Raw genomic sequence first — 26,880 nt, 5'->3', positions numbered from 1 at the left:
AGAAATCGCCCAAACACTCAAAACACAGCCTTGTATTCCACTTCTACTTCACAGCATTCAAACGTCATGACACCGGTATCTGCATCACAGATGAGTTCGGCATCAGGGAAGAGGTACAGGAAGGTGATCAAGTCCCGTAAGCTGGTGTTGGCCATGTGCTTAATCATCTTCATGACATATTCCCTGAATGTTTCTGATGGGTTCATTATGTACCTTGCAGGTACATTGTCAAGCATAAAAAAACCCGCCGAAGCAGGTTTTAGGAATTGGTCAGTACTAGCGGGAAAATCTGCGAGGCTTACCTGAGAAAATAACGGTGCCAATGATGGTGCAATTTCCGTTAATTTTCACATAAGGCTCAGGCCAGTTTTTATTCATGGCCTTCAAATACTTTGAGTTCCCATCTTCAACAAGGCGCTTAAAGGTTGTCTCTCCAGTGTCAATCATAAGGGCAATTACATCATCCCCGTGAATTGGCACCACTTCTGGATCAACAAAAATCATTTCCCCCTGGCGGTATTCTTCAACCATAGACTCGCCTACAACGCGAAGAATATAGGTCATTGGGCCGCAAGGTACTGGGCATGGGTAAGATTCTGCCACGCTCATATCAACCTCTGAATAACCGATCTCCGTCCATGCACCTGCTTGAACCCAGGATATGACGGGAACCATTTGATAATTCAGTTCAGTATCGGTTACCTCTTTGGCAGATGCAACCTCGCTTGGCTTATGCTCCTGATCAAGCCATCCCGCAGGCAGATCAAAGCAGCGCTCAATGTGGCGTGCCATATCAGGGCCGATGTTTTTGGTTGCATTGTCACCCAAAAAGCGACTGGTTTGTGTTGGCTCGCGATCAATAAGGTTAGCGAAGTAGGAATTTCCGCCCACCCCGTCCCGCAGCTTTCGAGCGTTCTCACGCCTTATTTCGTTGATTGTTTTCATAACGCCATTAAAAAGGATGTACCAAATAGGTACAAGTACCTTGTAGGTTCATTTTATATGTGTAGAATGTACTCAGGAGGTACATCATGAAACACTATTGGGATTCACTTACGCAACAAGAGCGGTCTCATTTAGCCAAGCGAGTTGGTTCAAGCGCCGGTTATTTGAGACTTGTTTTCACCGGTCACAAGAAAGCTGGTTTTACCCTGGCACAGAAGCTGGAAGAAGAAACCGCAGGTGCGGTAACTCGTTCTGAACTGAGACCAGATATTTACCCCGGAGCTGATTCTATTCGCCCGGCATCTTAAAGAGAACTACAGCAGGAATTACGAAATGGTAGACACCATGAATGTTGCTATCAACCAGATGTGCAAGGCATTACCAGGTAATCGCGCCAGCATGGCATCAGCGCTAGGGATGACCATGGATCAGTTCAATAACCGCATGTACCGCAAGTGCAATAGCCATTTTTTTACAATAGATGAGTTGCAAAAAATGGAGGACATCTCGGGTACAGCCTACTTGGCGGAATACTTTGCGAACCGCAAGGGGCTAACGCTCGTTGACATATCTACCGTTGAGAAAGTCGACAAGGTCGATCTGTTCGACATTGAAATGGAAAACAAAGCCACTGCCGGCAAATTGGCTATCGCTAAGCAAGACGCAGCAGCTGATGGTGTGATTGACCCAAAGGAGCTTAAAAAACTCTCGGGGTTATTCCATCAAAAAATGCGCGGCCAGATACATGGCTTTCTTGGCTTCCTCGCTTTGTATGGCGTAGGCGTGTCAGAACAATCCGTTGACTTGTTTATTTCTCATCGCAAAGCGGAAGCAGGAATTCAGATACAGGCTCAGGAATTATGAAATGGGTAAAGCAGAAAGGTTGAGCGCCCCAGTTTGCAGACCGGAGCGCTCGGCATCGTCAAATCAACTTGCGTGGAGAAGTAACGACATGAACAGCTTAATTCAAGTCAGACCATCAGTGCAATTCCGCTGCCGCGTGGATGCTGCAGGCTTGCGATATGAGGAGATATTACGCGTTGCTGGTGAAGCTAACAACTACCAGCCAGCTGCACCTTTGGTAGTGCAGAGCGCCTGGAATGATTTTTACCGTCAACCGGAGGCAGACCAGTGCGTGAACTTGATCGATGGTTCAAAGATCGCCGTGGTATTCCCGTTCGAGTTATCAGGTGGGAGCCGGAATCAGGCCGCGTTATCTACCTCCGGAATAATTACGAATATGGCGAGTGCTTTTGCCCTCTGCACCAGTTCCAGCGCGACTTCAGGGAAATAGAGGCTCCAGATGAGTAAAACATTCGAGGTCGTCCAGGCCATGTCTGGGCACAAAAACATGATCGTCATACCTCGCCCGTATCTCAATTTCTTTCGTGGCGAGCAACAGGCTCACGCGCTGGCAGCGGTACTGAATAATCTCGTGTTCTGGTCCGCTTTCGGCAATGAGAAAGGTTGGTTCTATAAAACCTATGAGGAGCTGGGAGAGGACGCTGGTGGACTGAGTAAAGACCAGACTGAGCGCCTCGTTAAAAAGCTCGTTAAGAACCATCTTGCGGCAGCGATACAGACATCAGTCAGGAAAGTAAACGGTACGCCAACGATGCATTACAAAGTTGATGGTGACACATTAATTTCTTTAATTTTCAATGAGGAATCAGAAACCGCGAAGTCACGACTTCAAAAGCGCGAAGTCACGGCATCCAAACCGCGAAGCCGCGAAATGGAAAACGCTAAGTCGCCGTTTCATGGAAACCGCGAAGTCGCGGAATCTTTTCTCTATACAGACATTAAAACAGACATAGACATACAGACTAATAAACCTATTAGTCCGGTTTCTTCGAAACCTGACGATTCTAGCGATCCAAATCCTGATGCTGCTGTAAGTAGCCCGTCCAAACGTCAATGGGGCTCTGCTGAAGACCTCAAATGCGCAAAATGGATTTGGTCCCGCATCGTCAGCATGTACGAAAAAGCCGCCGAAGCCGATGGAGAAGTCAGCAAGCCGAAAGAACCCAACTGGGCCGACTGGGCGAATGAAGTGCGTCTGATGTGCAGCCGAGACGGTAGAACGCATCGCCAGATTTGCGAGCTTTTTGGGCGCGTGCAGCGTGATCCTTTCTGGTGCCGCAACGTGCTCAGCCCTTCAAAACTTCGTGAGAAGTGGGACGACCTGTCTATCAAGTTGAGCTCTGCTGGTGGCCAACGCAGCATCACCGATATTCCAAGCGCTGACTACGACATTCCTGCTGGCTTCCGGGGGTAACTATGAATACTGAAACGCTGATTCTTACTCACCTGATGGCTTTCCCCGGTCAGACACCGGCGCAGATCGCCAGAGCAATCGGGCGCACCCGCAGCACCGTAGTTTCTGCACTGCCAGTGATGAGCGCTGTTGGTGATGTCTGGAGCGACGCTGAGGCGCGTTACTTCACAGCAGAACCGGCTGGCGAAGGTGACGAAAAATACATTGCCCTCTGCGACAAGGCTTACAGCCTGCAGGAACGCAACTGGTGGAACCGTGCGGCCAATGTATGGCAGCAGGCACAGCAGGCAACCCGCAAGGCTGGGCTACGTGAGAAAGCGCGAATCCGGGCAAACATGTGTGTGGCGAAGGCCAAAGAGCGCGACCCGAAGCCAGCGCCCGATCCTTTCTGTGTGCGGGGTAAACGCCAGTGAAAGCAGCCATAAAAGCGCACTACTGGCGCAATGAAGATTACTACCGCGGCATTCGCACGGCGGTCCTGATGATTACCGGTTTAGTTATTGCCCTCGTATGGGAGTTGAAAACAGCATGAGCAATTTGCTTCAGGTTTACAAAAACAAAGACAACAACGAAACCGACATCACGGTACGTAAAACTTACCTGCTGGGTGTTAGTGAGCTGTATATCGAACCTGGTTACAACGTTCGCGACATCAATCAGGTTCACGTCGAAGAATTCCGCGATGCTTACATTGCCGGTGAGAATGTTCCACCTCTGACAGTTCAGGTTACAGAGCAGGGCGTGAAAGTTATCGACGGTCACCACCGCTGGCATGGCGCGAAGTTGGCGCAGGAAGCAGGCCATGAAATCCGCCTGGAGTGCAAAGATTTCGTTGGCAACGAAGCCGAGCGCATCGCCTTCATGGTAACGAGCAGTCAGGGCCGCGCGCTTGAGCCGTTGGAACGTGCCGCCGCATATCAGCGCCTGAAAAATCAGGGTTGGGAACCGGCCGAAATCGCTAAGAAGGTTAAGCGTTCAGTTGCTGACGTCGATCAGCACCTGGCACTCCTGGCTAGCGGTGATGAGCTGATTGGCATGGTGAAGCGTAACGAAGTCGCCGCAACTACCGCCGTTGCTCTTTCGCGAGAGCATGGTGCCAAAGCAGGGACTATTGCCGCAGAAGGTCTGGCAAAGGCCAAAGCCAGCGGCAAGAAGAAACTTACCCGCGCCGCAGCGATGCCGCAATTCAGCCCCACTAAGATGCACAAACTGGTGGAGTTGATTGCAAAAAACTGTGAAGCGGAACTTGCTGAGGAAACCTTCGCCATCAGCCTCGATTTTGAAACAGACCTTCAGGCGCTGGAAGCAATGGCAATCATCAAAGAAGCCAAAGCCCACTATCTGAATGGGGAGGGCGCGTAATGCCTTTCCAGCTCATATACGCCGATCCACCGTGGCAATACAACAACAGCGCCAGCAATGGCGCTGCTGCTGACCACTACAACACCATGGCGATGACTGACCTGAAGCGCCTGCCCGTGTGGGCGCTTGCTGAGGAAAACGCCGTACTGGCTATGTGGTACACCGGCACCCATAACCAGGAGGCGCGCGAACTGGCTGAGGCTTGGGGATTCCGTGTGCGCACAATGAAGGGCTTTACCTGGGTGAAGATGAACCAGCGCGCCGAAGAGCGTTTCAACCGCGCGCTGACCGAGCAAACCATTCACGACTTCACCGACTTGCTGGACATGCTTAACGCAGAAACCCGCATGAACGGCGGCAACCACACCCGCAGCAATACAGAGGATGTGCTGATTGCAACTCGCGGCACCGGACTGGAACGCGCCAGCGCATCAGTTAAGCAGGTTGTGTATTCATGTCTGGGCGAACATAGCGCTAAGCCGTGGGAAGTGAGAAACCGTCTGGAGCAACTTTATGGTGACGTGTCACGCATTGAGCTGTTTGCGCGTACCGCCGCCGAGGGCTGGGATTGCTGGGGCAACCAGTGTGACAGCAGCGTGCAACTGATTGCCGGGAGGGTGGCATGAGAAAGCTTACAGTTGAGAAATGCCAGAGCGTTATCGAAGGTTTCAAATGGATGGCTTCCGAAGGACCCGGAATGTCGATCCGCGACGAATATGATTTACAGGCATACCAGATTGCGCTGCCAGTGCTGGAGCAGCAGGGAGAGTGGATTAGCTGTAGTGAGCGGATGCCGCCAATCAAAAAGGGTGTATTGGTTGGATGTTGGTACGGACGTGAGTGGGCAACAAAATGGGCGACACTCATTCACGGCCATCCTGATGCTAGCAATGAGGGTTGGCTTATTCCCGGCGCATCTTGGGTACCAACACATTGGCATGAGCTGCCTGCGCCACTTCAAGTGCAACCCACAACTGACACTTACCGTCAGATTGAAAATGATGGCTGGATTGAGTGGGGTGGTGGTGAGTGTCCGGTGAAAACTAATGCTCTGGTTGATTACCGCACTCGCGCTGGCAATACCGCAGATAGCATCGCATTAGCTCTGCGATGGGCTCACAAAGGTTGGGATGGCGACATCATAGCCTATCGGGTGATTGAGAATGATGGGAGGGAAGGATGAGCAAGTCATATTACATGCGAGATGACCATTCCTTTTTACTGCTTCCGGTTGATGCCGAACTAGCACTAGATGTTATTTATCATGAGTTTGAACAAGGGTTTAGCTACGGCATGCTTTGCACCAAAAACTCAAACTTAAACCGGGTAGTGCATGCAGAGGGGAATTGGGAAGACTTTCGCCATGAGGCTAAGCAATGGCTAAATGAGTTCATGGCAATCCAAACCAGCGGCGATGATTGCCGTGAAAGTGGTGAGGGAGCTGAATGAAGTTAACCCTGCCATTCCCTCCATCCGTAAACACCTACTGGAGAAATACCAGAAAGGGAGTATTAATCAGCGCCTCCGGGCGCTCTTTCCGATCCAATGCTATTGCAGCGGTATACCAGCAACTGAAGCGCCGCCCAAAGCCGATTACAGTGAATGTTGCTGTTACAGTGATGCTGTACCCGCCAGACAAGCGCCAGCGCGATTTGGACAACTACCTGAAAGCCGCGTTCGATAGCCTGTCACATGCTGGCGTATGGGTGGATGACAAGCAGATTAAGCGGTTGATAGTCGAATGGGGTCCAATTACGAAGGGAGGCAAATCAGAGGTGACGATCAGTGAATATCAGGCGGTGGCCGCATGAGAGCAATACTCACCCCTGACGTTGCGTTTAATACAGGGATTGTCCTGCTTAAGCCGGGGCGCGACCTGATACCGATGTTCCGTGAACGCGTGCTTATCTGCACAATGCCGCGTGACATGTCACACCTTCCATCGGGATTAATCAACGATAGCGCGCAACCTCTGCTTGATGAGCCGCTTCTAAAATCTTTCCTGGGTGATGAGAGAGTGATCAATGCCGCTGGTGGATGGGAGGCACACGTCACATGGGTGCAAAAAATTCGCTCCTGCCAGCATCATGAAAAAGATTCTTATCACCACCACGATTACACTACGTTGCGGACCGAACGCGGCGCGGTTTGTTTGTGCTACACGCATGATAATTTTTGCCGGGCCAACGGCGCACCGGCACCGCTGGAGGAGGTCGCAGCAGATAATCTTTCCCGCTGGATTATTGAGTCCGCATGCATCCAGATGGGGCTAGGCGCTGATCACCTTATGACGCTGCCAGAGCTGTGCTGGTGGGCATGCATCAGAGATGTCATTGACCTGATACCCGAAGCGCCGGCACGCCGCGTTATGCGTATGCCGGTGGAGAAGCCAGAAACAGGGCCAATGCCGGAAGCAGATATAAATCCAGTACGCGCCGCGCGCGAAGTTATTCAGGAAGCGTCAGAGGTGGTTAAGCAGGTGATGACCATCAAAGCCGACCCGGAGTCGCCGCAGTCGTTTATGGCGAGGCCAAAGCGGCAGCGCTGGAGCAGTGAGAAGTACACGCGGTGGGTCAAGGTGCAGCCATGCGCCTGCTGTAATAAACCAGCAGACGACCCACACCACATAATCGGACATGGTCAGGGGGGAATGGGAACGAAGGCGCATGATTTATTTGTGATACCGCTTTGCAGGGCGCATCACAATGAACTGCACCGGGACATGAGGGCATTTGAAGAGAAATACGGCAGTCAGTTAGAGCTGCTGTTCAGGTTCCTCGATCACTCGATTGCAGTCGGCGTGATCGGGTAAATTAAAAAGCGTGGAGGATTACAAATGCGTGATATTCAATTAGTACTTGAGCGCTGGGGCGCTTGGGTATCAAGCAACAAAGAAGAAGTTTACTGGTCATCAATTGCGGCCGGTTTCAGCGGTTTAATTCCTTCGAAAGTGAAATCCCGCCAGTCATGCTGTGATGATGACGCTATGTTGCTTTGCAGCTGCATAGCTAAATTAAATAAGAACAATGAAGACCTGCACGATCTGCTGTTCGATTACTACGTATTTGGAAAAACCTTTATGGAGCTTGCGAGAAAGCATCAATGCTCTGATGGCCATATTGGGAAGAAACTTCAGAAAGCTGAAGGCGTGGTTGATGGTATGCTGATGATGCTGGATATACCGCTGCAGATGGACCGTTATGTTCAGCGCGAGGATTTTAGAGCAAGTGCATAAAAAGTATTTACGTACGTAAAAAGCCTGATAATCTGATAAGGCTCGTTACTACGCAGTACTTCTTATTCTTCAAGATTCAGTTGCATAATCTGTGAGTGACATAAACGCCCGAGGCTTCACCAGCTGTCGGGCGTTTTTATTTGCACGTAATAAATTAACCCTGTGGCTGACGGGCCAGGTAACTATCGCGGAATGCGTCAGGGTTCATATTTTAGAGGGTCGCCATAGAGCGGCCTTCTTTCGTTTTTGCGCCCGCCAATCACTGTTATCCGAAATTTTCACGCTGTGGCGGCGCGCAATTTTTAATTATGACTACAGGCGGCACCAAGCGAACAGCGAGGTGTATATGAGTATCGATATGAGCAAACTGGCATCAGGCGCGGCATACGGCGCTTCTGCCGGGACAATTGCCAACGGTCTGCTGACCAGGTTAAGTCCCGATGAATGGAGTGCTGTTGGCGTCCTGGCCGGTATTCTGGTCGCGCTATTCACGCTAGGCATCAACTGGTATTACAAACGCAAGGCTACTCTGGCGCAGATCAAAGCGCTGCAACGCTGGCCTACCGCACCCGACCTTACCGAGGATTAACCCATGGCAATGTCAAATACACTGCGCAACAGGCTTATTGCAGCTGCAGGCGGCGGAGCCATGCTTATCGCTACGGTATTCCTCGGAGGAAAAGATGGTGTAGAAGGGCGTGTGTATGAGCCCTACAAAGATGTCGCCGGCGTGTTGACCGTTTGTGATGGCCACACTGGTGCCGACATTGTAAAGGGCAAGAAGTACACCGACAGGGAATGCGATCGCCTTATGTGGAATGACTTACAGCCGGTTAAGAAGGCGGTTGATTCCATGGTCAAGGTGCCGCTGGGTGAATATCCACGAGCAGCGATCTACAGCTTCACCTACAACGTCGGCACGTCTACATTTTCCAAATCAACCCTGCTGAAAAAGCTTAACGCTGGTGACCAGGTCGGTGCATGTGAAGAGTTGCGCCGGTGGGTGTATGCCGGTGGCATGAAGTGGAAAGGGTTGATGAACCGCCGGGACATGGAGCGTTCTCTTTGCTTGGCGGAAAGCGCAAATGATATCTAAGGCCACTATAGGTTTACTGCTGTTCTTGCTGGCGTGCGTGATTGCTGCAGGAAGCATGGCGCTTTATTTCCGTGGCAACGCCATCGATTACAAATCGCAACGGGATAAAGCGACAGATGCATTGCACCTCGCTAACGCCACGATTGATGACATGCAGGTGAGGCAGCGAGAAGTTGCCGCACTTGATGCGAAATATACGAAGGAGTTAGCTGATGCTAAAGCCAAGCTTGATGCTCTTCAGCAGTGCGTTAGTTCTGGCAAGTGCGGGTTGCGCATCAACGCAAAATGCCCAACGGTCAACACCTCCGGCACCGCCAGCGTGGATGATGCAGCCAGCCCCCGACTTACTGAGTCCGCTCAACGGGATTATTTCATCCTCAGAGAGCGAATCGAAATCGCCGGAAAGCAAATAGCCGGATTGCAGCAGTACATCAAAGATCAATGCAAAAATTGAATGCCTGCCTTCAACGCAGGCATTATTTAGTAAATCTAATAATGCTTAGACAGAGAGAACAGAAATGAAGGAAGGCATGGAGATGCCTACACCAAGTGACCAAGTGTTCTTTCTGGCTGGTGTGTAGATATCAAGCATATCCTGATACATGTCCGCTTTTTGTGAATGGGAGTTCCTTGTCAGATCAACATTCTGCCAAAGGCCCATAAGCTTGAATATCTCTCCAACACTTCTGTACTCCGATTCATTGTTTCCATCAAAGCCTGGGAACGTCAGTGAAGTCTTGGGATTGAAGTATGGAATAGCCGTTGCAACATGGGCTTTATCCTGAGCGGACATTTGGCTGTATGTATATTCGAGCATTTCATACATCTCAACTGTGTCTGCGAAAAGCTTCACATGAGCTGGCTTTTCTGAACCATCGTTGAGGCTCTGGTATTGCCATCCAATTGCCCAAGTGTTGTCTGTAGAAACAGCCTCATCTATCAGGTTTGGATCAAAGCTGTTCTTGATTCCAAGCGCCTTGTAAATGTCGCAAAGCATAAGCAATTGCAGTTTTTCTGCCTGTGTGTAGCTCATAGGATTTTCCTTAATTATGTTGGCGAATCATTAGCATAATTAAGCAGTTTTACAACGAAGTAAATCGGCATTTCTTAGTACAAGGTAATCTTCATCATGGAAGTTGTGATCGATGGTGTTCTTTATGTGCCAGTAACAAGCAAGGCTTCAAAAATCGGCATCGCAATAAGCACCCATAATCGCCATGACGTGTTATCCCGAGCGATTGAGCATCACCTCAAATATCTTCCATCCGGTGCGCTGGTGGTTGTAGTAGATGACGGGTCATCTAAACCGGTGACCGTACCTGATGGCGTGAAGCTTATTCGCTGTAACATGTCACGCGGCATTGTTGCCGCGAAGAACTTCAGCCTTGAGGCGTTGATTAATGCCGGGTGTGAGCATCTCTTCCTATGGGACGATGACGCATGGCCTATAGCTGGCGGATGGGAACAGCCATACATTGAATCACCCGAGCCGCATCTGGCTTTCCAATTTCAGGACTTCGCCACCGGCAAGAAGCTGAATGATATTGCCGTGCTCTACCGTGACAATAAGCATGTAGCTTATACCGGCCAGCGTGGCGTGATGTTGTACTACCACCGCAGCGCGATTGAAAAAGTTGGTGGCTTCGACTCCATCTATGAACGCGGCATGTATGAGCATTCCGATCTGGCGTTGCGCATTCATAACGCCGGGCTAACGAGCTGGGCTTTTGCTGATGTGGTCGGTTCGGAAAAGCTGATTTATTCGCTTGATGAGCATGAGGCGGTAGAGCGTTCGGTTCCAAAGACTGACCGCGAGGCGCAGGTCAAACGCAACGTCACCCTCCATAACAAGCGCCGGGATGATGGTTACACCGGCTATGCGGAGTATAGGCAGAAGCAGAACGTGGTGATTACTACGCTACTGACAAGCCAGCCGGACCCGCAGCGCGGCAGTAAAATGATTGCATCATCTGAGCTGCTGGATAAGTGGGCAATGTCAGTTAAAGGCAACCATGCAGTTGTGCTGACTGACTCCATCAGTTCGGCGGGGGTTGATGTAAGCACTGTTACCGTTCCTGACGTGAAGATGAACGTTTATTTCCGGCGCTGGCTGCACATCTGGCAGTACCTTCGCGATCACCCTGAATTTAACTTCGTGTGGTGTACCGATGGCACTGACGTTGAAATGCTGCGAGAGCCTTGGGCGTACATGGATCAGGGCAAAATTTACGTTGGCTCTGAACCAAAAACCTACTCTGATTCGTGGGCTAAGCAACATCATCCCGAGGCAATCTATCAGGCGTTTCTCGCTGAGCACCAGCACGATGTGATGCTTAATGCCGGCCTATTGGGTGGCAGTCGTGCTGACGTGATGGCTATCGCTCACGGCATTGTGCGGCTCTACTATCACATTGAATCGCTGCGCTTCTGGCAGAAGGAGAAACCCGCTGCCGCTGTCGGTGACATGATCGCTTTCGGCATAGTTACGCATCGATACGCTGACAGGCTGGTTACTGGCCCCCGGGTGCATACGGTGTTTAAGTCAAACGGTACGGGTAAAGAGTGTGCCTGGTTTCAGCATAAGTAAGGGGCTTTTACAAGCCCCTTAAAATTAATATTGAATCAGGTGATGTACTTGATTGATTGGCGAATCTGCGCTGAGTGACCCGGTGGTAATGCAAGAACAACGTTCCAAGCGCCAGTTGATGGAACTTGGATGTTGGCCGGGAACTGCTTATAGAACCCACCATAGGTGGTGCATCGATCGCCTCTCCTGTACTTATTGAAATTTACATCATCCATAACCAGTACATTTATCTGATGTGAGCACCAAACTGAAACAACAGTTCCTTTCTCTAAATGATTTCTGTCATGCAAAAACGACATTGGATTTCCTTTTCAGAGGTAATCAGCCATCCCTCATTGATGTGTGCGTCTATGCGCCAAACATGGACGGGCTGAATACTCAACATATCCTTATCAGTAAATCAGCAAAATCCTGATATTAGATCAGTGGTTCAAGGTACGTCATGTCCATAGAAACCAAATTTGTAGTTGTCGGCCATAACACGCGCCGGTATCAGGCAGAACAATTGGCGTGGTCACTACGTGCTCAGCTGCTGATTGATGAAGGCCAGCATGGCGCGAACTGGAATCACCGCCGTGCTTTAGAGTGGGTAAGTGAGCAGGATTGCAGGGTGGTTATTTTGGAAGATGATGCACTGCTGGTGCCTGGCTTTACCGAGAAGGTTGCTGGATGGCTGGAGCGGTTCCCTGATGACCTTATTAGCTTTTATCTTGGGACCGGTAGGCCTCCGCAGTATCAGCTTGAGATAGCCACAAAGCTAATAGATGCCGACAAGCGGCAAGCTGATTACATCACAATGAACCGGCTTATTCATGGCGTGTGTTATAGCGTGCCACGACACAAACTACAGCAAGTGTTAAGCCGCTGGAATCATGGTTCACCTGCTGACTATGCCGTTGGTGATGCATATGGTGGTGCAGTGGTATACCCATGCTATTCACTCGTGGACCATGCTGATATAGCAACCGTTGAGCGCCACCCCGACAACTCGCCAAGAACTGAACGCCGCAAGGCGTGGAGAATTGCGCAATGAAGAAAATACAGCTCGCCAAGATTTATAAAGGCGATTTATTTAAGGGATACGGCATAGCCGTAGACGGTGAACTGCTTGAACAGCAGGCTAGTACAACCATTGAATCGAATGGCGTTAACCTTCCAATAATCGTTCCAACGTTCATTTTGAAGAATGAACAGGTTGAAAATCCCATTCGGATTCAGGTTTAACTATGCCATCAAGGGTGCCAAGAGCGTGCCGTAAGCATGGCTGCGCTAAGACAACAACCGACCGTTCTGGATACTGTGCCGATCACCTCAATGAAGGTTGGCAGCAGCACCAGAATGGACAGAGCCGCCATCAGCGTGGTTATGGCAGTGAATGGGATATCAGGCGTGCAAGAATACTGAAGCGAGACAAACATCTCTGTCAGCAATGCATGAGAAATTCTCGCGCTTCAGCTGCAAAGACTGTTGACCATATCAAAGCTAAGGCTCATGGGGGTACCGATGATGATTCGAACCTTGAGGCCCTGTGCTGGCCATGCCACAAGAGCAAAACAGCCCGCGAAAGAATTAAATGATAATCATTCTCATAAAAATACTTGCATATGCAACTATCTACCAGTAAATGATAATCATTATCATTTGAGGGGTGGGGTGGGTCAAAAGTTCAGGGGTTTGGCCCCAAAGGACCGCCGCCTAGGTTTTTTTCACACCGCCGCAGGTTAGAAAACTTTTTTTTGGGTTACCCCAAGCAACGATTAATAGGAGTTTTCGATTATGCCAGGACCACCGAAAACCCCGACACACCTAGCTTTGGTGAAGGGTAACCCATCAAAACGGGCTTTAAATAAAAATGAGCCAAAACCCCCTTCAGGGGTTCCCCCAATTCCTAAGCATTTTGATAAGCAGGGCAAGTACTGGTTTAAACGCATTGCAGATGAGTTAGATGCAATCGGAGTGATCACCCAACTTGATGCAAGAGCGCTTGAGTTGCTGGTTGAATCTTACACCGAGTACCGACACCACTGCGAAACGCTCGACCGTGAAGGCTACACCTACGCGGTATATAGCGAAGAAGAACCTGATGAAGGAAAGGAAAGAAAAATCAGGATGATCAAACCTCACCCCGCCGCAGTTATGAAGGCCGATGCGTGGAAGCGCATCAGGTCAATGCTCGGTGAATTTGGCATGACGCCAGCCAGCCGCACTAAAGTCGGTGCCAAAGGCCCTGCTGAAGTCGATCCTCTGGATGAATTTCTTAAAAAGCGCAAATGATGAATGGCAACTGTTCAGGCTGGGATTCAGTACGCAGAAAGCGTGCTGGCTGGCGAGATCGTTGCTGGCGAACTGGTACGCCTAGCGTGTCAGCGATTCCTTAATGATTTAGAGCACGGACCGAAACGCGGTATCTACTTCAGTGAGGACCGCGCTCAGCACATTCTCGACTTTTATAACTTTGTTCCGCACGTAAAAGGTGCGCTGGCTGGCAAGCCGATTGAGCTGATGCCCTGGCACATCTTTATTCTGATAAACCTCTTTGGCTTCATCATTCCGTTAATCGATGAGATGAGCGGTGAACAGGTTCTGGATGACGAAGGCGATCCGGTTATGGTTCGCCGGTTCCGTACAGCTTATAACGAGGTGGCACGTAAAAACGCCAAATCGACCGTGTCATCTGGTATCGGGCTGTATATGACCGGCGCTGATGGTGAAGGTGGCGCAGAGGTTTATTCAGCGGCTACCACTCGCGATCAGGCCCGTATCGTTTTTGATGATGCAAAAAACATGATTAAGAAGGCACCACGTACGCTTGGACGATTGTTTGGTCACGTAAAACTGAATATTCATCAGGAAAGGTCCGCATCAAAATTTGAGCCACTTTCCAGTGACGCGAATAACCTCGACGGCCTGAATATTCACTGCGGGATAGTCGATGAGCTGCATGCTCACCGAACACGTGACGTCTGGGACGTACTTGAGACCGCAACCGGTGCGCGTCTTCAGTCCCTGCTGTTTGCTATTACCACGGCGGGAACTAACAAAGAAGGCATCTGCTTTGAACAGCGTGATTACGCCATCAAAGTGTTACGCGGTGTCGTAGATGATGATACTTACTTTGCGGTCATCTATACCCTTGATGAAGAAGACGACCCCTTTGATGAGGCCAACTGGCCTAAAGCTAACCCCGGACTCGGCGTCTGCAAGCGCTGGGACGACATGCGCCGTCTGGCGAAAAAAGCCAGAGAGCAGGTTGCCGCGCGGCCAAACTTTTTCACTAAGCATCTGAACATCTGGGTGACGGCTGAAAGTGCTTGGATGGATATGGACCGCTGGTCAAAAATGGCAGGTATTGCAGCTGCAGAAGAGCTCAAAAGCTGGCCTCTCTGGGTGGGCGTTGATTTAGCGAACAAAATCGATATCTGTGCTGCTGTAAAAGTCTGGCGTGACCCAACGGGAAAAACGCATAGCGAGCCGCGATTCTGGCTTCCTGAAGGGCGTATTGATACCGCACCCAACCATATTGCAGAGCTGTACCGCAAATGGGCGGACGCCGGGTATCTGGAGCTGACCGATGGTGATGTGATTGACCATGGCTTTATCAAAGCTGAAATCGTTGAGTGGGTTAAAGGTGAAAACCTGAAGGAGATTGCTTTCGACCCCTGGAGCGCAACGCAATTCAGCTTGGCGCTTGCTGAAGAGGGGTTACCGCTTGTTGAGGTTGCACAGACGGTTAAAAACCTGTCAGAGGCCATGAAGTCAGTTCAGGCCGAAGTCTATGGCAGCAAAATTCATCACGATGGCAATCCGGTGATGACCTGGATGATGTCTAACGTCACGGTTAAGCCAGACAAAAACGACAACATATTCCCGAATAAGTCCACGCCTGAAAACAAAATTGACGGGCCGGTAGCGCTGTTTACAGCGAAAAGCCGAATGCTGGTCAATGGCGGAAATGATGGGCTGGACCTGACAGGATTCTTAGCAAACCCAATTATGATAGGTGTCTGATGAAAGCGAATAAACAGCCCGGCAAAGTGAAAAGCGCCTTGCTGAACTGGTTGGGCGTACCAATCGGACTGACTACAGGAACATTTTGGGAAGAATGGTTTGGTACCAGCAGTAGCGGTCAGGTAGTAACAGCCGATAAAGCCATGCGACTCTCAGCTGTATGGGCGTGCGTTCGACTTCTTAGTGAGTCTGTATCAACCCTCCCATTGAAAATATATGAACGTCAGGAAGATGGATCACGAAAACCTGCAAAGAATCATCCGGCATATGCTGTTTTGTGCCGCCGTCCTAATGCCGAAATGACGCCATCGCGGTTTATGTTGATGGTGGTTGCCAGTATTTGCTTGCGTGGAAACGCATTCGTAGAAAAGAAATTTATTGGTCAAAAACTTGTCTCGTTAATTCCGTTGTTGCCGCAAAACATGGTTGTAAAGCGCCTTGATAGCGGTTCGCTGGAATACACTTATACAGATGGAAAAACTAAGCGCGTTATTCCAGTAAAGAACTTAATGCACATTCGTGGTTTTGGTCTTGACGGGGTATGCGGGCTGATGCCGATGATGACTGGCCGGGATGTTATTGGCTCAGCAATGTCCGTTGAACAATCAGCTGCAAAAATATTTGAAAACGGCCTGCAGTCCTCCGGATTTCTTTCTGCTGAACAGTCTCTGGATGAGGGGCAGCGCGAGCGGCTTCGCAGTTACCTCGCCAGATTTACTGGTTCTAAAAATGCCGGAAAGCTGATGGTGCTGGAAGGGGGCATGAAGTATCAGGGTGTCACAATGAATCCTGAAGATGCCCAGATGCTGGAAAGCCGATCTTTTAGCATTGAAGAAATCTGCCGCTTTTATCGTGTACCTCCATTTATGGTTGGTCACGCTGACAAGCAAAGCAGCTGGGCATCAAGCCTTGAAGGTATGAATATGCAGTTTCTTACTCATACACTCCGACCGATGCTAGTAAATATTGAGCAGGAGATAGCGCGTTGTCTGCTGGACGGTGATGACGATGTGTTTGCCGAATTTTCTGTTGAAGGCCTGCTTCGTGCTGACAGCGCAGGTCGATCCGCCTATTACACCAGTGCTCTGCAAAATGGCTGGATGTCACGGAATGACGTTCGTCGCCTTGAAAACCTGCCTCCAATTGATGGTGGCGATATTTACACGGTGCAGCTGAACCTGACGCCACTAAACCAGCTTGGCACGGACAATATTGGTGCGCAGGCCAGCAATATAATGAAGCTCCACGCTTTCCTTTTCCCGGACATCCCACCGGAACAGTCACCGCTTAAACGGGCGGCTTAGGAGAAACAATGAAGAAGTTGAAAAACCTTCCGGCAGCGCCGGAGGGGCGGCTTTTTGCGTCCGGAAAACGTGATTTACCCGCCGCAGCGATTGAGCGCTGGGATGGCAGCATTCGTGCCGCTTCACAGTCAGGTGAAAACACCATCACCATTTTTGATGTGATCGGTGAAGACTGGTGGGGTGATGGCGTCAGTGCTAACCGCATTTCCGCCGCTCTCCGCTCTCTGGGTGGCGGGGATGTGACGGTGCATATCAACTCGCCTGGCGGTGACATGTTTGAAGGCCTTGCCATTTATAACCTTCTGCGTGAATACGAAGGAAAAGTCACGGTGAAGGTGCTGGGTCTGGCGGCATCAGCGGCGTCAATTATTGCGATGGCCGGTGATGAGGTCCAGATTGGCCGCGGTGCTTTCCTGATGATTCATAACGCCTGGATTGTTGCCGCTGGAAACCGAAATGATTTCCGTGAATATGCGGACTATCTGGAGCCTTTTGATAAGGCCATGGCTGACATTTACGCCGCGCGGTCAGGGATGTCTGTTTCTGATGTGCAGTCACTGATGGACAAAGAGTCCTTTATTGGTGGCAGTGACTCGATTGAGAAAGGTCTCGCTGATGCTCTGCTTTCGTCGGATGAACTGACCAGCGATGAAGAGAGTCCTGCGGCAGCGATACGCAAAATTGATGCTTTTCTGGCAAAGGGTGGAATGCCCCGTTCTGAACGCCGGAAGCACCTGAAAGCTTTGGGAGGTATGCCGGGCGCTACCCCCGAAAAAGACGACAAGCCGGGCGCTGTCGATGAAGTAAATCCTGAAGTTATCAACTCCCTCAAATCTGCGCTGGCTTCGCTCGGCGAATAAGGAAAAAAAATGTCTGATGTAAATGAGCTCCTGAAGAATGTGTCAACCAAGCTTGAAAAGGTATCCGCTGACTTCAGTAAAAAGGCTGAAGATGCACTCAAAGAGGCACAAAACTCTGGTCAGCTGTCTGTTGAAACTAAAGCGGCCGTCGATAAGATTGCTACCGAACACAACGCGCTTAACGAGGCCATGAAAACCATTCAGTCTTCAATGGGTGATCTGGAGCAACATGTTGCCGGTATGAATATCAACGCTGCTAAGGACATTATTCAGTCCGTTGGCCAGCAGTTGGTTTCAGCCGAAGTAATGAAAGATATTCGCTCCAGCATGGAAGGCGGCAAGCGCATGAGCATTCCGGTCAAGGCTGAATTGACCAGCGTTGATGTACCCGGCCAGATTATCCCTCCCACGCGCCTGCCGGGTATTGATCAGACGCCAAAACAGCGCCTGTTTATTCGCGACCTGATTGCACCTGGCCGCACCCAGTCGAACACGATTTACTATGTAAAACAGACTGGTTTTACCAATAACGCCAGTGTTGTGGCTGAAAATACGACCAAACCTTACAGTGAGATCGAATTCGCTGAAGAAACCACACCTGTTCGCACCATCGCCCACATGTTCAAAGCGTCCAAACAGATTCTGGATGATTTTGCTCAGCTTCAATCAACCGTTGATGCAGAGATGCGTTACGGTCTGAAATATGTGGAAGAGCAGGAGATTCTGTTTGGTGACGGTACCGGTGCGCACCTGAAAGGTATCATCCCGCAGGCAGTCGCTTTCAATCCGGCATTCGCCGTTGAAAAGCAAACTGGTATTGACGTGCTACGTCTGGCAATGCTTCAGGCTCAGCTGGCTCGTTTCCCGGCATCTGGTCATGTTCTGCACTTCACTGACTGGGCGCGCATTGAACTGACCAAAGATGAGCTGGGCCGTTACATTCTGGCTAACCCGGCTCAGCTGACCACTCCAACACTTTGGGGACTGCCAGTTGTTGCTACCGAAGCGACTCAGTTCCTCGGCAAGTTCCTGACTGGTGCGTTTAACTCCGGTGCTCAGTTGTTTGATCGTGAAGACGCCAACGTTGTTATCTCTACCGAAAACGCCGACGACTTCGAAAAGAACATGATTTCGATTCGTTGCGAAGAGCGACTCGCGCTGGCGGTTTACCGCCCTGAAGCGTTCGTGTTTGGCTCTCTGACCGGTTCAGGCAGCTAATCAGTAACCCAGCGGCCTTCGGGCCGCCTTTGATGGTGTCAGCAATGGCGATGATTGAGTTAATTACTGTCAGGGCGCACTGCCGTATCGATGAAGATGACACCAGTGAAGATTCTTTGCTGAGCATCTATATCGGTGCCGCGAAGCGTTACGTGGAAACGTGGACCCGCAGAAAGCTGTACGAGACAAATGCCGATCCCGGGTTCGAAACTGATGAAGACAGACTGTTGCTGGATGACGATGTCAGGACGGCAATGCTTCTGCTGATTGGGCACTGGTTTGCTAATCGTGAAGCCGTGAGTGTTGGCGTCAACGCAAGCGAAGTGCCTCTAGCAGTGGAAGCGCTTCTTCAACCACATCGCATTTATGGACTTTAAGGAGGGGGAGCATGCAGGCTGGACGCTTACGCCATAAAGTCAAAATCCAGAACTTCTCATCCAGCCGCCTGCCTTCAGGCCAGCCAGACAAAGTATGGGTTGATGGCATGACGGTTTGGGCAGAAGTCAGAGGGATAAGCGGTCGTGAGCTGATGTCAGCTGGCGCTGAAAAACCGGAAGCTACGATCAGGGTCTGGATTCGTTTTCGAACGGATGTCACAGCAGCATCGCGGCTGGTCTGCATCACGGGTCCATTTAAGGGTAAGGTGCTGGAAGTTAACGGCGAGCCAATTCCTGACGCGAGAACCAGTCAGCTTGAAATCTTATGCAGGCTGGGGGTGGAAAATTGATTACCACGAATCTTGATTTCTCCGGGCTAGCTGACCTGACGCGTGATCTTGAATTACTGAGTAAAGCGGAAAACCGTCAGGTGCTGCGACAATCAGTCAGGGCTGGCGCTGAGGTTCTGGCTGATGAAGTTGAAAATAACGCACCAGAACAAACCGGAAAGCTTAAGCGGAACATTGTGGTTTTGTTCGGTAAAGGTGCCCAGGGCACCGCTGTGGCTGGGGTTCATATCCGCGGCGTTAACCCAAGAACGGGAAACAGCGACACTAAAACGAAAGCGAACTCCCCAAATAACGCATTTTACTGGCGCTTTATTGAACAAGGCACCTCTAAGATGCCAGCCAGACCGTTTGTCCGTCCGGCATATGACAGCAAGCAGGAGGAAGCAACTGCAGCGGCGTTTGCCGAAATGCTTAAAGCGATAGATGGGGTGCTAAGCAAATGACCGAGTCCGACATCTACCCGCTAATAGGCGGGCTCGCTGGTGGTCAGGTTTATCCGTACGTGGCCCCGCTCAATGCAGAGGGTGAGCCCTCGGTAAAACCGCCCTGGGTGGTATTCACGATCGTCAGCGAAACATTTGGCGATACTTTATGCGGACCGGCGGAAGAAGACGGCAATCTGCAGGTTGATGTCTATGCATTAACAACTGATGAGGCCAGAAGCATTCGGGAACAGGCTGTTGAATATTTGTCTCCCCTGAAATTCACTCAGATGCGAAAGAGAAACGGCTACGAGCCGGACACCGGCTTATACCGCGCCACGCTGGAAATTCAGAGCCAGCAATAACCAACCCCATCAATCACGACCGGCTTAAGCCGGTTTTTTTACGCCTGGAGAAAACATGAGCAGCAAATACGAAGTAACGAAGGGGATGACTTTTGCCGTCTCTGCCGCGCCAGTGACTGCCGAAGACTTTGCGGCATCAGCCTTTCCTACTGCCAGCGTTAGCTGGCTGGAAGCCGCCTGTGCCACAAAAGAGATCAGCTACACAGGTGGTCAGAAAGGTGACATTGACGTTACCACTCTCTGCTCTACCGAGCAGGAACAAACCAACGGTCTCGCCGCTCCTGCAGAGATGAGCATCACACGTAACTGGGTTGGCGATGAAGAGGCTCAGCAGGCACTGCAAACTGCCTATGAAAACGATGAGCTGCGCGCGCTGCGAGTCATTTTCGCTTCCGGCAACGGTTTCTATGTGCTGGTTGAAGTTCGCCAGAGCTCGTGGTCTGCGGCGACATCTGCAGTCGTTGGTGCCACTTACTCGCTTCGCGTGCGGGGTAAGCCAAAAAGCATCATTGCTTCAGGTTCATAAGCGGCTTCGGCCGCTTTTCTTTCTATCTGCAACAACGCAGCAATAACCCGCTTACCGAGATTATGAAATGTCCAATCCCAAAAAAAACACCGCATCACCGGCTTCACTACGCGCTCTGGCGCTTGCTCCATCGTCAGGGTTTCGCTCAAAAGTAATCACCGTGCCTGAATGGGATGACGCCAAAGTGATGCTGCGTGAGCCATCCGGCGAAGCGTGGATGCGCTTTCGCGAGATCATGTCACCAGAACTGGCGGAGGGTGAAACAGAGCCCAAGCTTACGCCGCAGGAAACATTTCTCCGCAATAAAAGCGCCGATGTTGTGATGCTCATTGATGTTCTTCTCGATGAGAACGGGGACCGTGTTTTCAGTGACGAAGACGAATCAATCGTTTCCGAAATCTATGGGCCGGTGCACACCCGCCTTCTTAATCAGGCACTAAAGCTGGGCATCTCGCAGGAAACCGCAGAGGCAAAGTAAAAGAGCCGCTGACTTTCTTCCTGATGACTCTGGCGCTGCGTCTGGGTCGAACCCTCAAAGAAATCCGCGAAACCCTCAGCGCCAGTGAAATGAAAATGTGGATCGCCTATGACCGCCTCAGCCCTATAGGGGACTTCCGGGGTGATATTCAGGCTGCGCAAATTTCAGCTGCCGTACTGAATTCGCAGGGCGCTAAAACAACCATTAGCGATCTGCAACTGAAGTGGGCTGAAGCAGAAGAAGAGAAAGAAACCAGCGGCCTTGAAACGTGGATATCAGGTCTTTAATTACCCGCGCCAGCGGGATTTACAGGGTGAACTATGGCAACGCTGCGCGAACTGATTATCAAAATCTCTGCGAACTCCAGCTCTTTTCAGTCAGAGATTGCGCGCGCCTCTCGAATGGGGGCCGATTATTACCGGACGATGGAGCAGGGAGGGCGTCGTGCCGCTGTGGCCGCGCGGGAAAGTCAGCGTGCAATTCAGGAGCTGAACGAGCAACTGGTTTCAACTAAAGAAACCGCGCTGGAGATGACGGGCGTTTTTGCCGGCGCGTTTGCTGCTGGTCACCTGATTGAACTGGCCGATAACTGGAACGCGGTAAACGCTCGACTTAAGCAGGCTTCACAGTCTACAAGTGAGTTTGCAACCGTGCAGAAATCGCTGATGGATATCAGCCAGCGCACCGGCACCGCTTTCGACGATAACGCCAATCTCTATTCGCGCTCTGCTGCATCGATGCGTGAATTTGGTTACAGCGCACAGGAAGTGCTGAAGGTTACAGAAGCGGTGTCTACCGGCCTGAAACTTTCAGGGGCAAGTGCTGAGGAAAGTAGCTCCGTTATTACTCAGTTCAGCCAGGCGCTTGCTCAGGGCGTCTTGCGCGGCGAAGAATTCAACGCGGTGAACGAATCCGGCGACCGTGTTATTCGTGCTCTTGCCGCCGGCATGGGCGTGGCGCGTAAAGACCTGAAGGCGATGGCCGATCAGGGGCAGCTCACCATTGATAAAGTGGTGCCAGCGCTGACCAGCCAGCTCGATAAGCTGCGCGGCGAATTCTCATCCCTGCCTGATTCGGTCTCAGGCTCGGTCACTAAAGTGCAGAACGCCTTCCAGCAGTGGGTGGGTGAAGCGAATACCACCTCTGGCGTAACCGCATCACTTTCTGGCGTACTGGAAGGTACAGCGAAAAATATCGATTCGGTGGCTACGGTTGCCGGTGCGCTGGTTGCCGTAGGGGCCGCTAAATTCTTTGGCGGTATGGCATCGGGCGCAATCTCAGCTTCTGCCGGTATCGTAACGGCGTACAAGAGCGAAGTCGCGCTGACGCAGGCTCAAATCCGGGGCACGCAGATTTCAACCGCGCGCGCGCGCGCAGCTGTTTACCGCGCACAGCAGGCGGTAGTAGCAGCCAGAGGAACGGCAACACAGGAAGCTGCAGAGCGCCGACTGGCAGCAACGCAGGCAGTGCTGACGCGTAATGTGAATGCGCGAGCCGCCGCGCAGGAACGACTGAACAGCATTACATCCGTTGGTTCGCGGCTTACCAGCGGCGTTCTGGGTCTGGTGGGTGGCATTCCCGGCCTGCTAATGCTGGGTGCCGGTGCCTGGTACACCATGTATCAGCGGCAGGAGCAGGCGCGGGAATCAGCGCGCGCTTACATCGAAACGCTGAATGATGTCAGAAAAGCTGCGCCGGGCATGAGCCTGCCAGAGGTTTCTGATACTCAGTCAAAAACCCGCACGTCAATGGACGAGCAGAACCGGCTGATCGACGAGCAGGCCGCGAAGGTTGATAAGCTCAAAACGCAGATACAGGGTTATCAGCAGATAATGGCAAATCCCGGCCCGTCCGTCGGCGGCTTCCTTATTAATTATCTGACGAGCGTTGAGGAAGTATCTACCGGAATGCAGCAGGCTACATCTGAACTGGCGGTCGAGCAGGCGCGACTTAACCAGATGCAGGAGAAAGCAGCAACAATTCAGCAGGTGCTGGAGTCTCTGGAGTATCGTCGGGTAACGCTGATTCGTGAGCAGGCCGCTCAGCAGAACACGGCCTATCAGTCGCTGCTGATGATGAACGGCCAGCACACGGAATTTAACCGCCTGCTGTCACTCGGTAATGAACTTCTTGCGACCCGAAGTAATCTGGCAAACGCACCCTTTCGGATTCCATCGGCTCAGCTCACTTCAAAGCAGTCTGACCTGCTGCAGAAGTCAGGGCGTGAAAACGAGCTGGCCGGTCTCTCCGGCGCTGCCCGCGTAAGGCGTCAGGCAGAATATTCCGCTGATGATGCAGGGCTGACTAATACGCCAGAGTATACCGAGGCGCGGCAGAAGTTTATCAGCAATACCGTTCAGGCATGGCAGAAGCAGGAGGACCTGAACAAGTCCCTGCGGGAAGGTAAAAAAGCCGTCAGTGAACAGGGTAAAGAGGAGCGGGCAGCGGCGCAGCAGTCAGAAAACTATGCGCGCAAAATGGCAGACCTCAGCGTTGCCATTGAAGTGCAGAAGGTTCGCGCAACTGAGGGTGAAAAGGCTTCTGAACTCTACGCCGCCTCACATCAGACGGGCGCAAAATGGACGGAAGAACAACGCAAAGCCATACGGAGTAATTCAGCGGAGCTTGCCACCTGGACCCAGCGCGCTGAAGAAAACGTGCGGAAACAGCGTGAGCAAACCGAAGCGCTTAAAGATTTGACCGATGCCGCCCGTAAATACCGGGATGATGCAGCCCAGACTACCGACACCGCAGGCATGAGCGATCGCCAGCGGAGCATGTACGACGATCGGCAGCAGGTTGAGCGCGTCTTCGATAAAACGGACAAAGGTACCGCCGCGATTGCTGCGCGCCAGCAGGCGCTGGATGCGCTGGATAAAAAGTATCAGGCGATTGAAGCTGCTGAACAGAACTGGTTATCCGGCGTCGGCAAGGGTTACAACAACTGGCTGGATGAGATGACCAACGTATCAGGCACAGTCTCAGACGGCGTCAAATCAACGATGGATAGCGCATTCAGCAATGTCACCTCCATGCTTGAAGGCAACAAAGTCAGCTGGAAATCATGGGGGATATCAATTCTCCAGATCATTGCAAAGGTTGCCACCCAAATGGCGGTTGTGAATGCGATCGGCGGCGGTTCTTCTTCCAGTGGACTCTTTGGGTCTCTGATATCCGGAGCCGCCAGCTACTTCGGTGGAACAGCTGCAAGTGCAGGCAGTGGCACGAGCACTGCATTCAACAGCGGGCGTGACTTCAGCAACCTGACGTTTAATGCGAAGGGCGGGGTTTATGACTCTCCATCGCTCAGCGCATACAGCAACAGCGTTGTCAGCTCTCCCACAATGTTTGCGTTTGCTAAGGGGGCCGGTCTGATGGGTGAGGCTGGTCCGGAGGCTATCATGCCTCTCACGCGCGCGGCGGATGGCTCTCTCGGCGTCCGGGCGGTGGGGGGTGTCAACAGCGCAACACCGGGTGGCGCACCTACGGTTATCATCAACATTGATGGAAGCGGAAACACGAATACGCAATCAACAGCAGGGCTTGAGCAATTCGGTTCTGAAATTGGCCGGTTCGTGGATCAGCGATATCAGCAACTGAAAATGCGCGATATTCGCCCTGGTGGTGACATCTGGAACATGGCTAAGAGTAGATAAATATGGCTATCGAAGTTTTTACATGGTGTCCGCGCATCAATGCTGAAGCTGAAGCTAAGTTCAGGAACCGCACTGTTCAGTTTGGTGATGGTTATACCCAGGTTGCCGGTGACGGGCTGAATCCACGCAGTCAGGAATGGACGCTCAGCTTTACCGGCAGTGAGGCTTACATCAAAGCAATAAAGGATTTTCTGGACGCACACGGTGGAACACGGGCTTTTCAGTGGAAACCTCCACTGGAAAGCATCGGTCTTTACCGCTGCGAGACTTACAAACCTACCGCGCTCGGCGGAAAGAAATATAACCTCGACGCGACGTTTTTGCAGGCGTTTAAACCATGAGTCTGAACAGCGATTATCAGAAGCTTGAGCCGGGTAACGCCGTTCGCCTGTTTGAGGTGGATGGTACCGCGTTCGACGTGGCGGAGGTCTTGCGATTTCACGCTTATAACATCCCGCACACTGAGGCGGAAATTATTGCTGCAGGCGGTGATGAAACTAAGCTTCCGGCAAAATCCATCTGGTGGCAGGGTGCCGAATATAAAGCGTGGCCATGCAAAATCGAAGGCATGGAGTCGTCCACAACCGGCAGCAGCGCCCAGCCAAAATTAACGGTGGCTAACCTCGATGGTTCAATCACCGCACTATGTCTGGCATATGACGACATGCTGCAGGCGAAGGTGTCCATTCATGACACGCTGGCGCAGTATCTTGATGCGAAAAACTTTGCTGGTGGAAATACCGCAGCTGATCCGACACAGGAAAAGCTGAAGGTGTTCTACATCGACAGCAAAAGCACCGAGACTAAAACACAGGTTGAGTTCATGCTCAGCAGCCCGATGGATTTGCAGGGGCTGATGATCCCCACGCGGCAGCTTCATTCTCTGTGCACCTGGTGTATTCGCGGCAAGTATCGCTCCGGTGATGGCTGTGATTACGCTGGCACGCGCTACTTCGACAAGTTCAACAACCCGGTAGACGATCCATCGCTTGATGAATGTAGTGGCACGCTGACGGGGTGTAAGAAGCGATACGGTGAAAACAATGAGCTGTCGTTCGGTGGCTTCCCCGGCACCTCGCTAATCCGGAGCTAATCATGCGTCAGAAAACAATTGATGCGCTTCTGGCACATGCAGAGGCGGAATACCCGCGCGAGTGCTGCGGTGTCATAGCGCAGAAAAGCCGGGTAGAGCGCTACTTTCCCTGCCGAAATATGGCACCAGAACCTACTGAGCAGTTTCATCTTTCACCAGAGGATTACGCCGAAGCGGAGGAGTGGGGAACTGTGATCGCCATTGCCCACAGCCACCCGGACGCAACCACGCGCCCCAGTCCACTGGATGAAGCGATGTGTGATGCAAGCGGCGTGCCGTGGCATATCGTGAGTTGGCCAGAAGGTGACTTACGCACGATTCAGCCGCGCGATGAACTCCCGCTGATTGGTCGCCCGTTTGTGCTGGGTCACTCCGACTGCTGGGGTCTGGTTATGAGTTATTTCAGACAGGAACATGAAATAGAGCTTCCCGATTACCGCGTCGATTACCCATGGTGGGAAGACCAGTATCCGGAAAATCTCTATCAGGATAACTGGCAAAAGGGGGGCTTTGTCGAAGTTGAGGGCGCTCCTCAGCCAAGTGATGTGATCCTGATGCAGGTTCAGTCAAATAAGTGGAATCACGCAGGCGTGATGTTGGATGGAAATATGATGCTGCACCATCTTTATGGACGGGTCAGTAACAGAATCCCTTACGGCGGCTACTGGCAGGAAAGGACGATGAAGATCGTAAGACATGTGAATTTGTCTTAACGCCATG

Annotated in this window: 39 protein-coding genes; 35 read left to right on the top strand and 4 right to left on the bottom strand. The window is 51.5% G+C overall.

Annotated features, from left to right (window positions below):
* Positions 1–17: 17 nt before the first annotated feature.
* Together PMI17_RS25515 and PMI17_RS08345 are read right to left on the bottom strand one after the other, a co-directional pair.
* Positions 18–173 carry a hypothetical protein gene (locus tag PMI17_RS25515; protein ID WP_007888175.1) on the bottom strand — a complete coding sequence of 52 codons (156 nt, stop codon included), beginning with the start codon at positions 171–173 and terminating at the stop codon, positions 18–20.
* Between the two features lie 103 nt (positions 174–276).
* Entirely contained in the window at positions 277–945 is a 669-nt protein-coding gene (locus PMI17_RS08345; protein ID WP_007888173.1) for a LexA family transcriptional regulator, read from the bottom strand.
* An 86-nt stretch (positions 946–1,031) separates the two neighbouring features.
* Here PMI17_RS08345 and PMI17_RS08340 point away from each other — a divergent pair, with 86 nt between their 5' ends.
* The 15 genes from PMI17_RS08340 (at position 1,032) to PMI17_RS25215 (ending at position 9,370) form a co-directional block, all read left to right on the top strand.
* On the top strand, positions 1,032–1,253 hold the full coding sequence (locus tag PMI17_RS08340) for a YdaS family helix-turn-helix protein (protein WP_007888172.1): 222 nt from the start codon (positions 1,032–1,034) through the stop codon (positions 1,251–1,253).
* Positions 1,254–1,278: 25 nt separating this feature from the next.
* Entirely contained in the window at positions 1,279–1,809 is a 531-nt protein-coding gene (locus PMI17_RS08335; RefSeq protein WP_007888171.1) for a YmfL family putative regulatory protein, read from the top strand.
* A 267-nt stretch (positions 1,810–2,076) separates the two neighbouring features.
* Entirely contained in the window at positions 2,077–2,256 is a 180-nt protein-coding gene (locus PMI17_RS24770; RefSeq protein WP_071531045.1) for a DUF4222 domain-containing protein, read from the top strand.
* Positions 2,249–3,223, top strand: coding sequence for a hypothetical protein (locus tag PMI17_RS25580; protein ID WP_007888167.1), 975 nt, complete (start codon positions 2,249–2,251; stop codon positions 3,221–3,223). Before PMI17_RS24770 ends, PMI17_RS25580 begins: the two co-directional genes overlap by 8 nt.
* A gap of 2 nt (positions 3,224–3,225) precedes the next feature.
* Positions 3,226–3,636, top strand: a complete 411-nt coding sequence (locus PMI17_RS08320) for a helix-turn-helix domain-containing protein (protein ID WP_007888165.1) — start codon at positions 3,226–3,228, stop codon at positions 3,634–3,636.
* Positions 3,637–3,751: 115 nt separating this feature from the next.
* Positions 3,752–4,585, top strand: a complete 834-nt coding sequence (locus PMI17_RS08315) for a hypothetical protein (RefSeq protein WP_007888163.1) — start codon at positions 3,752–3,754, stop codon at positions 4,583–4,585.
* On the top strand, positions 4,585–5,211 hold the full coding sequence (locus PMI17_RS08310) for an MT-A70 family methyltransferase (protein ID WP_007888161.1): 627 nt from the start codon (positions 4,585–4,587) through the stop codon (positions 5,209–5,211). Before PMI17_RS08315 ends, PMI17_RS08310 begins: the two co-directional genes overlap by 1 nt.
* Complete coding sequence (locus PMI17_RS25615) at positions 5,208–5,768, top strand: DUF551 domain-containing protein (RefSeq protein WP_007888159.1); 561 nt, start codon at positions 5,208–5,210, stop codon at positions 5,766–5,768. The genes PMI17_RS08310 and PMI17_RS25615 overlap by 4 nt, the downstream gene beginning before the upstream one ends.
* Positions 5,765–6,034 carry a hypothetical protein gene (locus PMI17_RS08300; protein WP_007888158.1) on the top strand — a complete coding sequence of 90 codons (270 nt, stop codon included), beginning with the start codon at positions 5,765–5,767 and terminating at the stop codon, positions 6,032–6,034. The genes PMI17_RS25615 and PMI17_RS08300 overlap by 4 nt, the downstream gene beginning before the upstream one ends.
* Entirely contained in the window at positions 6,031–6,396 is a 366-nt protein-coding gene (locus PMI17_RS08295; RefSeq protein ID WP_007888156.1) for a RusA family crossover junction endodeoxyribonuclease, read from the top strand. The genes PMI17_RS08300 and PMI17_RS08295 overlap by 4 nt, the downstream gene beginning before the upstream one ends.
* On the top strand, positions 6,393–7,397 hold the full coding sequence (locus tag PMI17_RS08290) for a DUF968 domain-containing protein (protein WP_007888154.1): 1,005 nt from the start codon (positions 6,393–6,395) through the stop codon (positions 7,395–7,397). Before PMI17_RS08295 ends, PMI17_RS08290 begins: the two co-directional genes overlap by 4 nt.
* Before the next feature lie 24 nt (positions 7,398–7,421).
* Entirely contained in the window at positions 7,422–7,820 is a 399-nt protein-coding gene (locus PMI17_RS08285; protein ID WP_007888153.1) for an antiterminator Q family protein, read from the top strand.
* A gap of 346 nt (positions 7,821–8,166) precedes the next feature.
* Positions 8,167–8,409: a phage holin gene (locus PMI17_RS08280; RefSeq protein ID WP_007888152.1), complete on the top strand. Its 243-nt coding sequence runs from the start codon at positions 8,167–8,169 to the stop codon at positions 8,407–8,409.
* A 3-nt stretch (positions 8,410–8,412) separates the two neighbouring features.
* The gene (locus PMI17_RS08275; RefSeq protein WP_007888151.1) at positions 8,413–8,916 is read left to right on the top strand and encodes a lysozyme; all 504 of its coding nucleotides are present in this window, start codon (positions 8,413–8,415) and stop codon (positions 8,914–8,916) included.
* Positions 8,906–9,370: a lysis protein gene (locus PMI17_RS25215; protein WP_007888150.1), complete on the top strand. Its 465-nt coding sequence runs from the start codon at positions 8,906–8,908 to the stop codon at positions 9,368–9,370. The genes PMI17_RS08275 and PMI17_RS25215 overlap by 11 nt, the downstream gene beginning before the upstream one ends.
* A gap of 45 nt (positions 9,371–9,415) precedes the next feature.
* On the opposite strand, the gene PMI17_RS08265 is transcribed toward PMI17_RS25215, so the two are convergent.
* Complete coding sequence (locus PMI17_RS08265) at positions 9,416–9,949, bottom strand: YfbU family protein (protein WP_007888148.1); 534 nt, start codon at positions 9,947–9,949, stop codon at positions 9,416–9,418.
* A gap of 96 nt (positions 9,950–10,045) precedes the next feature.
* On the opposite strand from PMI17_RS08265, the gene PMI17_RS08260 reads away from it, so the two are divergent.
* Positions 10,046–11,503: a glycosyltransferase family 2 protein gene (locus PMI17_RS08260; protein ID WP_007888147.1), complete on the top strand. Its 1,458-nt coding sequence runs from the start codon at positions 10,046–10,048 to the stop codon at positions 11,501–11,503.
* Between the two features lie 35 nt (positions 11,504–11,538).
* On the opposite strand, the gene PMI17_RS24760 is transcribed toward PMI17_RS08260, so the two are convergent.
* Entirely contained in the window at positions 11,539–11,802 is a 264-nt protein-coding gene (locus PMI17_RS24760) for a DUF1883 domain-containing protein (protein WP_007888146.1), read from the bottom strand.
* A gap of 143 nt (positions 11,803–11,945) precedes the next feature.
* On the opposite strand from PMI17_RS24760, the gene PMI17_RS08255 reads away from it, so the two are divergent.
* From PMI17_RS08255 to PMI17_RS08165, 19 genes are all read left to right on the top strand, one after another.
* Positions 11,946–12,536: a hypothetical protein gene (locus PMI17_RS08255; RefSeq protein WP_007888144.1), complete on the top strand. Its 591-nt coding sequence runs from the start codon at positions 11,946–11,948 to the stop codon at positions 12,534–12,536.
* Positions 12,533–12,727, top strand: a complete 195-nt coding sequence (locus tag PMI17_RS08250; RefSeq protein WP_007888142.1) for a hypothetical protein — start codon at positions 12,533–12,535, stop codon at positions 12,725–12,727. The genes PMI17_RS08255 and PMI17_RS08250 overlap by 4 nt, the downstream gene beginning before the upstream one ends.
* Positions 12,728–12,729: 2 nt before the next feature.
* Entirely contained in the window at positions 12,730–13,080 is a 351-nt protein-coding gene (locus PMI17_RS24755; RefSeq protein WP_036620608.1) for an HNH endonuclease, read from the top strand.
* A 199-nt stretch (positions 13,081–13,279) separates the two neighbouring features.
* Complete coding sequence (locus PMI17_RS08240) at positions 13,280–13,777, top strand: phage terminase small subunit P27 family (protein ID WP_007888141.1); 498 nt, start codon at positions 13,280–13,282, stop codon at positions 13,775–13,777.
* A gap of 3 nt (positions 13,778–13,780) precedes the next feature.
* Positions 13,781–15,511, top strand: a complete 1,731-nt coding sequence (locus PMI17_RS08235; protein WP_007888139.1) for a terminase large subunit — start codon at positions 13,781–13,783, stop codon at positions 15,509–15,511.
* Positions 15,511–16,815 (top strand): phage portal protein, encoded by a 1,305-nt coding sequence (locus PMI17_RS08230; protein ID WP_007888137.1) that lies wholly within the window; start codon positions 15,511–15,513, stop codon positions 16,813–16,815. Before PMI17_RS08235 ends, PMI17_RS08230 begins: the two co-directional genes overlap by 1 nt.
* An 8-nt stretch (positions 16,816–16,823) precedes the next feature.
* Positions 16,824–17,675, top strand: coding sequence for a head maturation protease, ClpP-related (locus PMI17_RS08225; protein ID WP_007888135.1), 852 nt, complete (start codon positions 16,824–16,826; stop codon positions 17,673–17,675).
* Between the two features lie 9 nt (positions 17,676–17,684).
* Positions 17,685–18,893, top strand: coding sequence for a phage major capsid protein (locus tag PMI17_RS08220; RefSeq protein ID WP_007888132.1), 1,209 nt, complete (start codon positions 17,685–17,687; stop codon positions 18,891–18,893).
* 50 nt (positions 18,894–18,943) lie between these two features.
* Positions 18,944–19,270 carry a head-tail connector protein gene (locus PMI17_RS08215; RefSeq protein WP_036620642.1) on the top strand — a complete coding sequence of 109 codons (327 nt, stop codon included), beginning with the start codon at positions 18,944–18,946 and terminating at the stop codon, positions 19,268–19,270.
* An 11-nt stretch (positions 19,271–19,281) separates the two neighbouring features.
* Positions 19,282–19,620, top strand: a complete 339-nt coding sequence (locus PMI17_RS08210; RefSeq protein ID WP_007888129.1) for a phage head closure protein — start codon at positions 19,282–19,284, stop codon at positions 19,618–19,620.
* The gene (locus PMI17_RS08205) at positions 19,617–20,063 is read left to right on the top strand and encodes an HK97-gp10 family putative phage morphogenesis protein (RefSeq protein WP_007888127.1); all 447 of its coding nucleotides are present in this window, start codon (positions 19,617–19,619) and stop codon (positions 20,061–20,063) included. Before PMI17_RS08210 ends, PMI17_RS08205 begins: the two co-directional genes overlap by 4 nt.
* A complete protein-coding gene (locus tag PMI17_RS08200; RefSeq protein ID WP_007888125.1) occupies positions 20,060–20,407 on the top strand; it encodes a DUF3168 domain-containing protein in 348 nt (115 codons plus the stop codon). Before PMI17_RS08205 ends, PMI17_RS08200 begins: the two co-directional genes overlap by 4 nt.
* Positions 20,408–20,462: 55 nt before the next feature.
* Positions 20,463–20,933: a phage tail tube protein gene (locus tag PMI17_RS08195; protein WP_007888124.1), complete on the top strand. Its 471-nt coding sequence runs from the start codon at positions 20,463–20,465 to the stop codon at positions 20,931–20,933.
* A 67-nt stretch (positions 20,934–21,000) separates the two neighbouring features.
* Positions 21,001–21,411 carry a phage tail assembly chaperone gene (locus tag PMI17_RS08190; protein WP_007888123.1) on the top strand — a complete coding sequence of 137 codons (411 nt, stop codon included), beginning with the start codon at positions 21,001–21,003 and terminating at the stop codon, positions 21,409–21,411.
* 23 nt (positions 21,412–21,434) lie between these two features.
* Positions 21,435–21,698 carry a DUF4035 domain-containing protein gene (locus tag PMI17_RS08185; protein ID WP_007888122.1) on the top strand — a complete coding sequence of 88 codons (264 nt, stop codon included), beginning with the start codon at positions 21,435–21,437 and terminating at the stop codon, positions 21,696–21,698.
* 33 nt (positions 21,699–21,731) lie between these two features.
* Positions 21,732–25,067 carry a phage tail tape measure protein gene (locus PMI17_RS08180; RefSeq protein ID WP_007888121.1) on the top strand — a complete coding sequence of 1,112 codons (3,336 nt, stop codon included), beginning with the start codon at positions 21,732–21,734 and terminating at the stop codon, positions 25,065–25,067.
* 2 nt (positions 25,068–25,069) lie between these two features.
* Complete coding sequence (locus tag PMI17_RS08175; RefSeq protein WP_007888120.1) at positions 25,070–25,408, top strand: phage tail protein; 339 nt, start codon at positions 25,070–25,072, stop codon at positions 25,406–25,408.
* Complete coding sequence (locus PMI17_RS08170) at positions 25,405–26,160, top strand: phage minor tail protein L (RefSeq protein ID WP_007888117.1); 756 nt, start codon at positions 25,405–25,407, stop codon at positions 26,158–26,160. Before PMI17_RS08175 ends, PMI17_RS08170 begins: the two co-directional genes overlap by 4 nt.
* A 2-nt stretch (positions 26,161–26,162) precedes the next feature.
* Positions 26,163–26,873, top strand: a complete 711-nt coding sequence (locus PMI17_RS08165) for a C40 family peptidase (protein ID WP_007888115.1) — start codon at positions 26,163–26,165, stop codon at positions 26,871–26,873.
* Positions 26,874–26,880 lie beyond the last annotated feature (7 nt).

The sequence above is a fragment of the Pantoea sp. GM01 genome (assembly GCF_000282675.1).
Taxonomy (GTDB): domain Bacteria; phylum Pseudomonadota; class Gammaproteobacteria; order Enterobacterales; family Enterobacteriaceae; genus Pantoea; species Pantoea nemavictus.
Note: the sequence above shows the minus strand (reverse complement) of the source record. Positions and strands in the feature narration are given on the sequence as shown.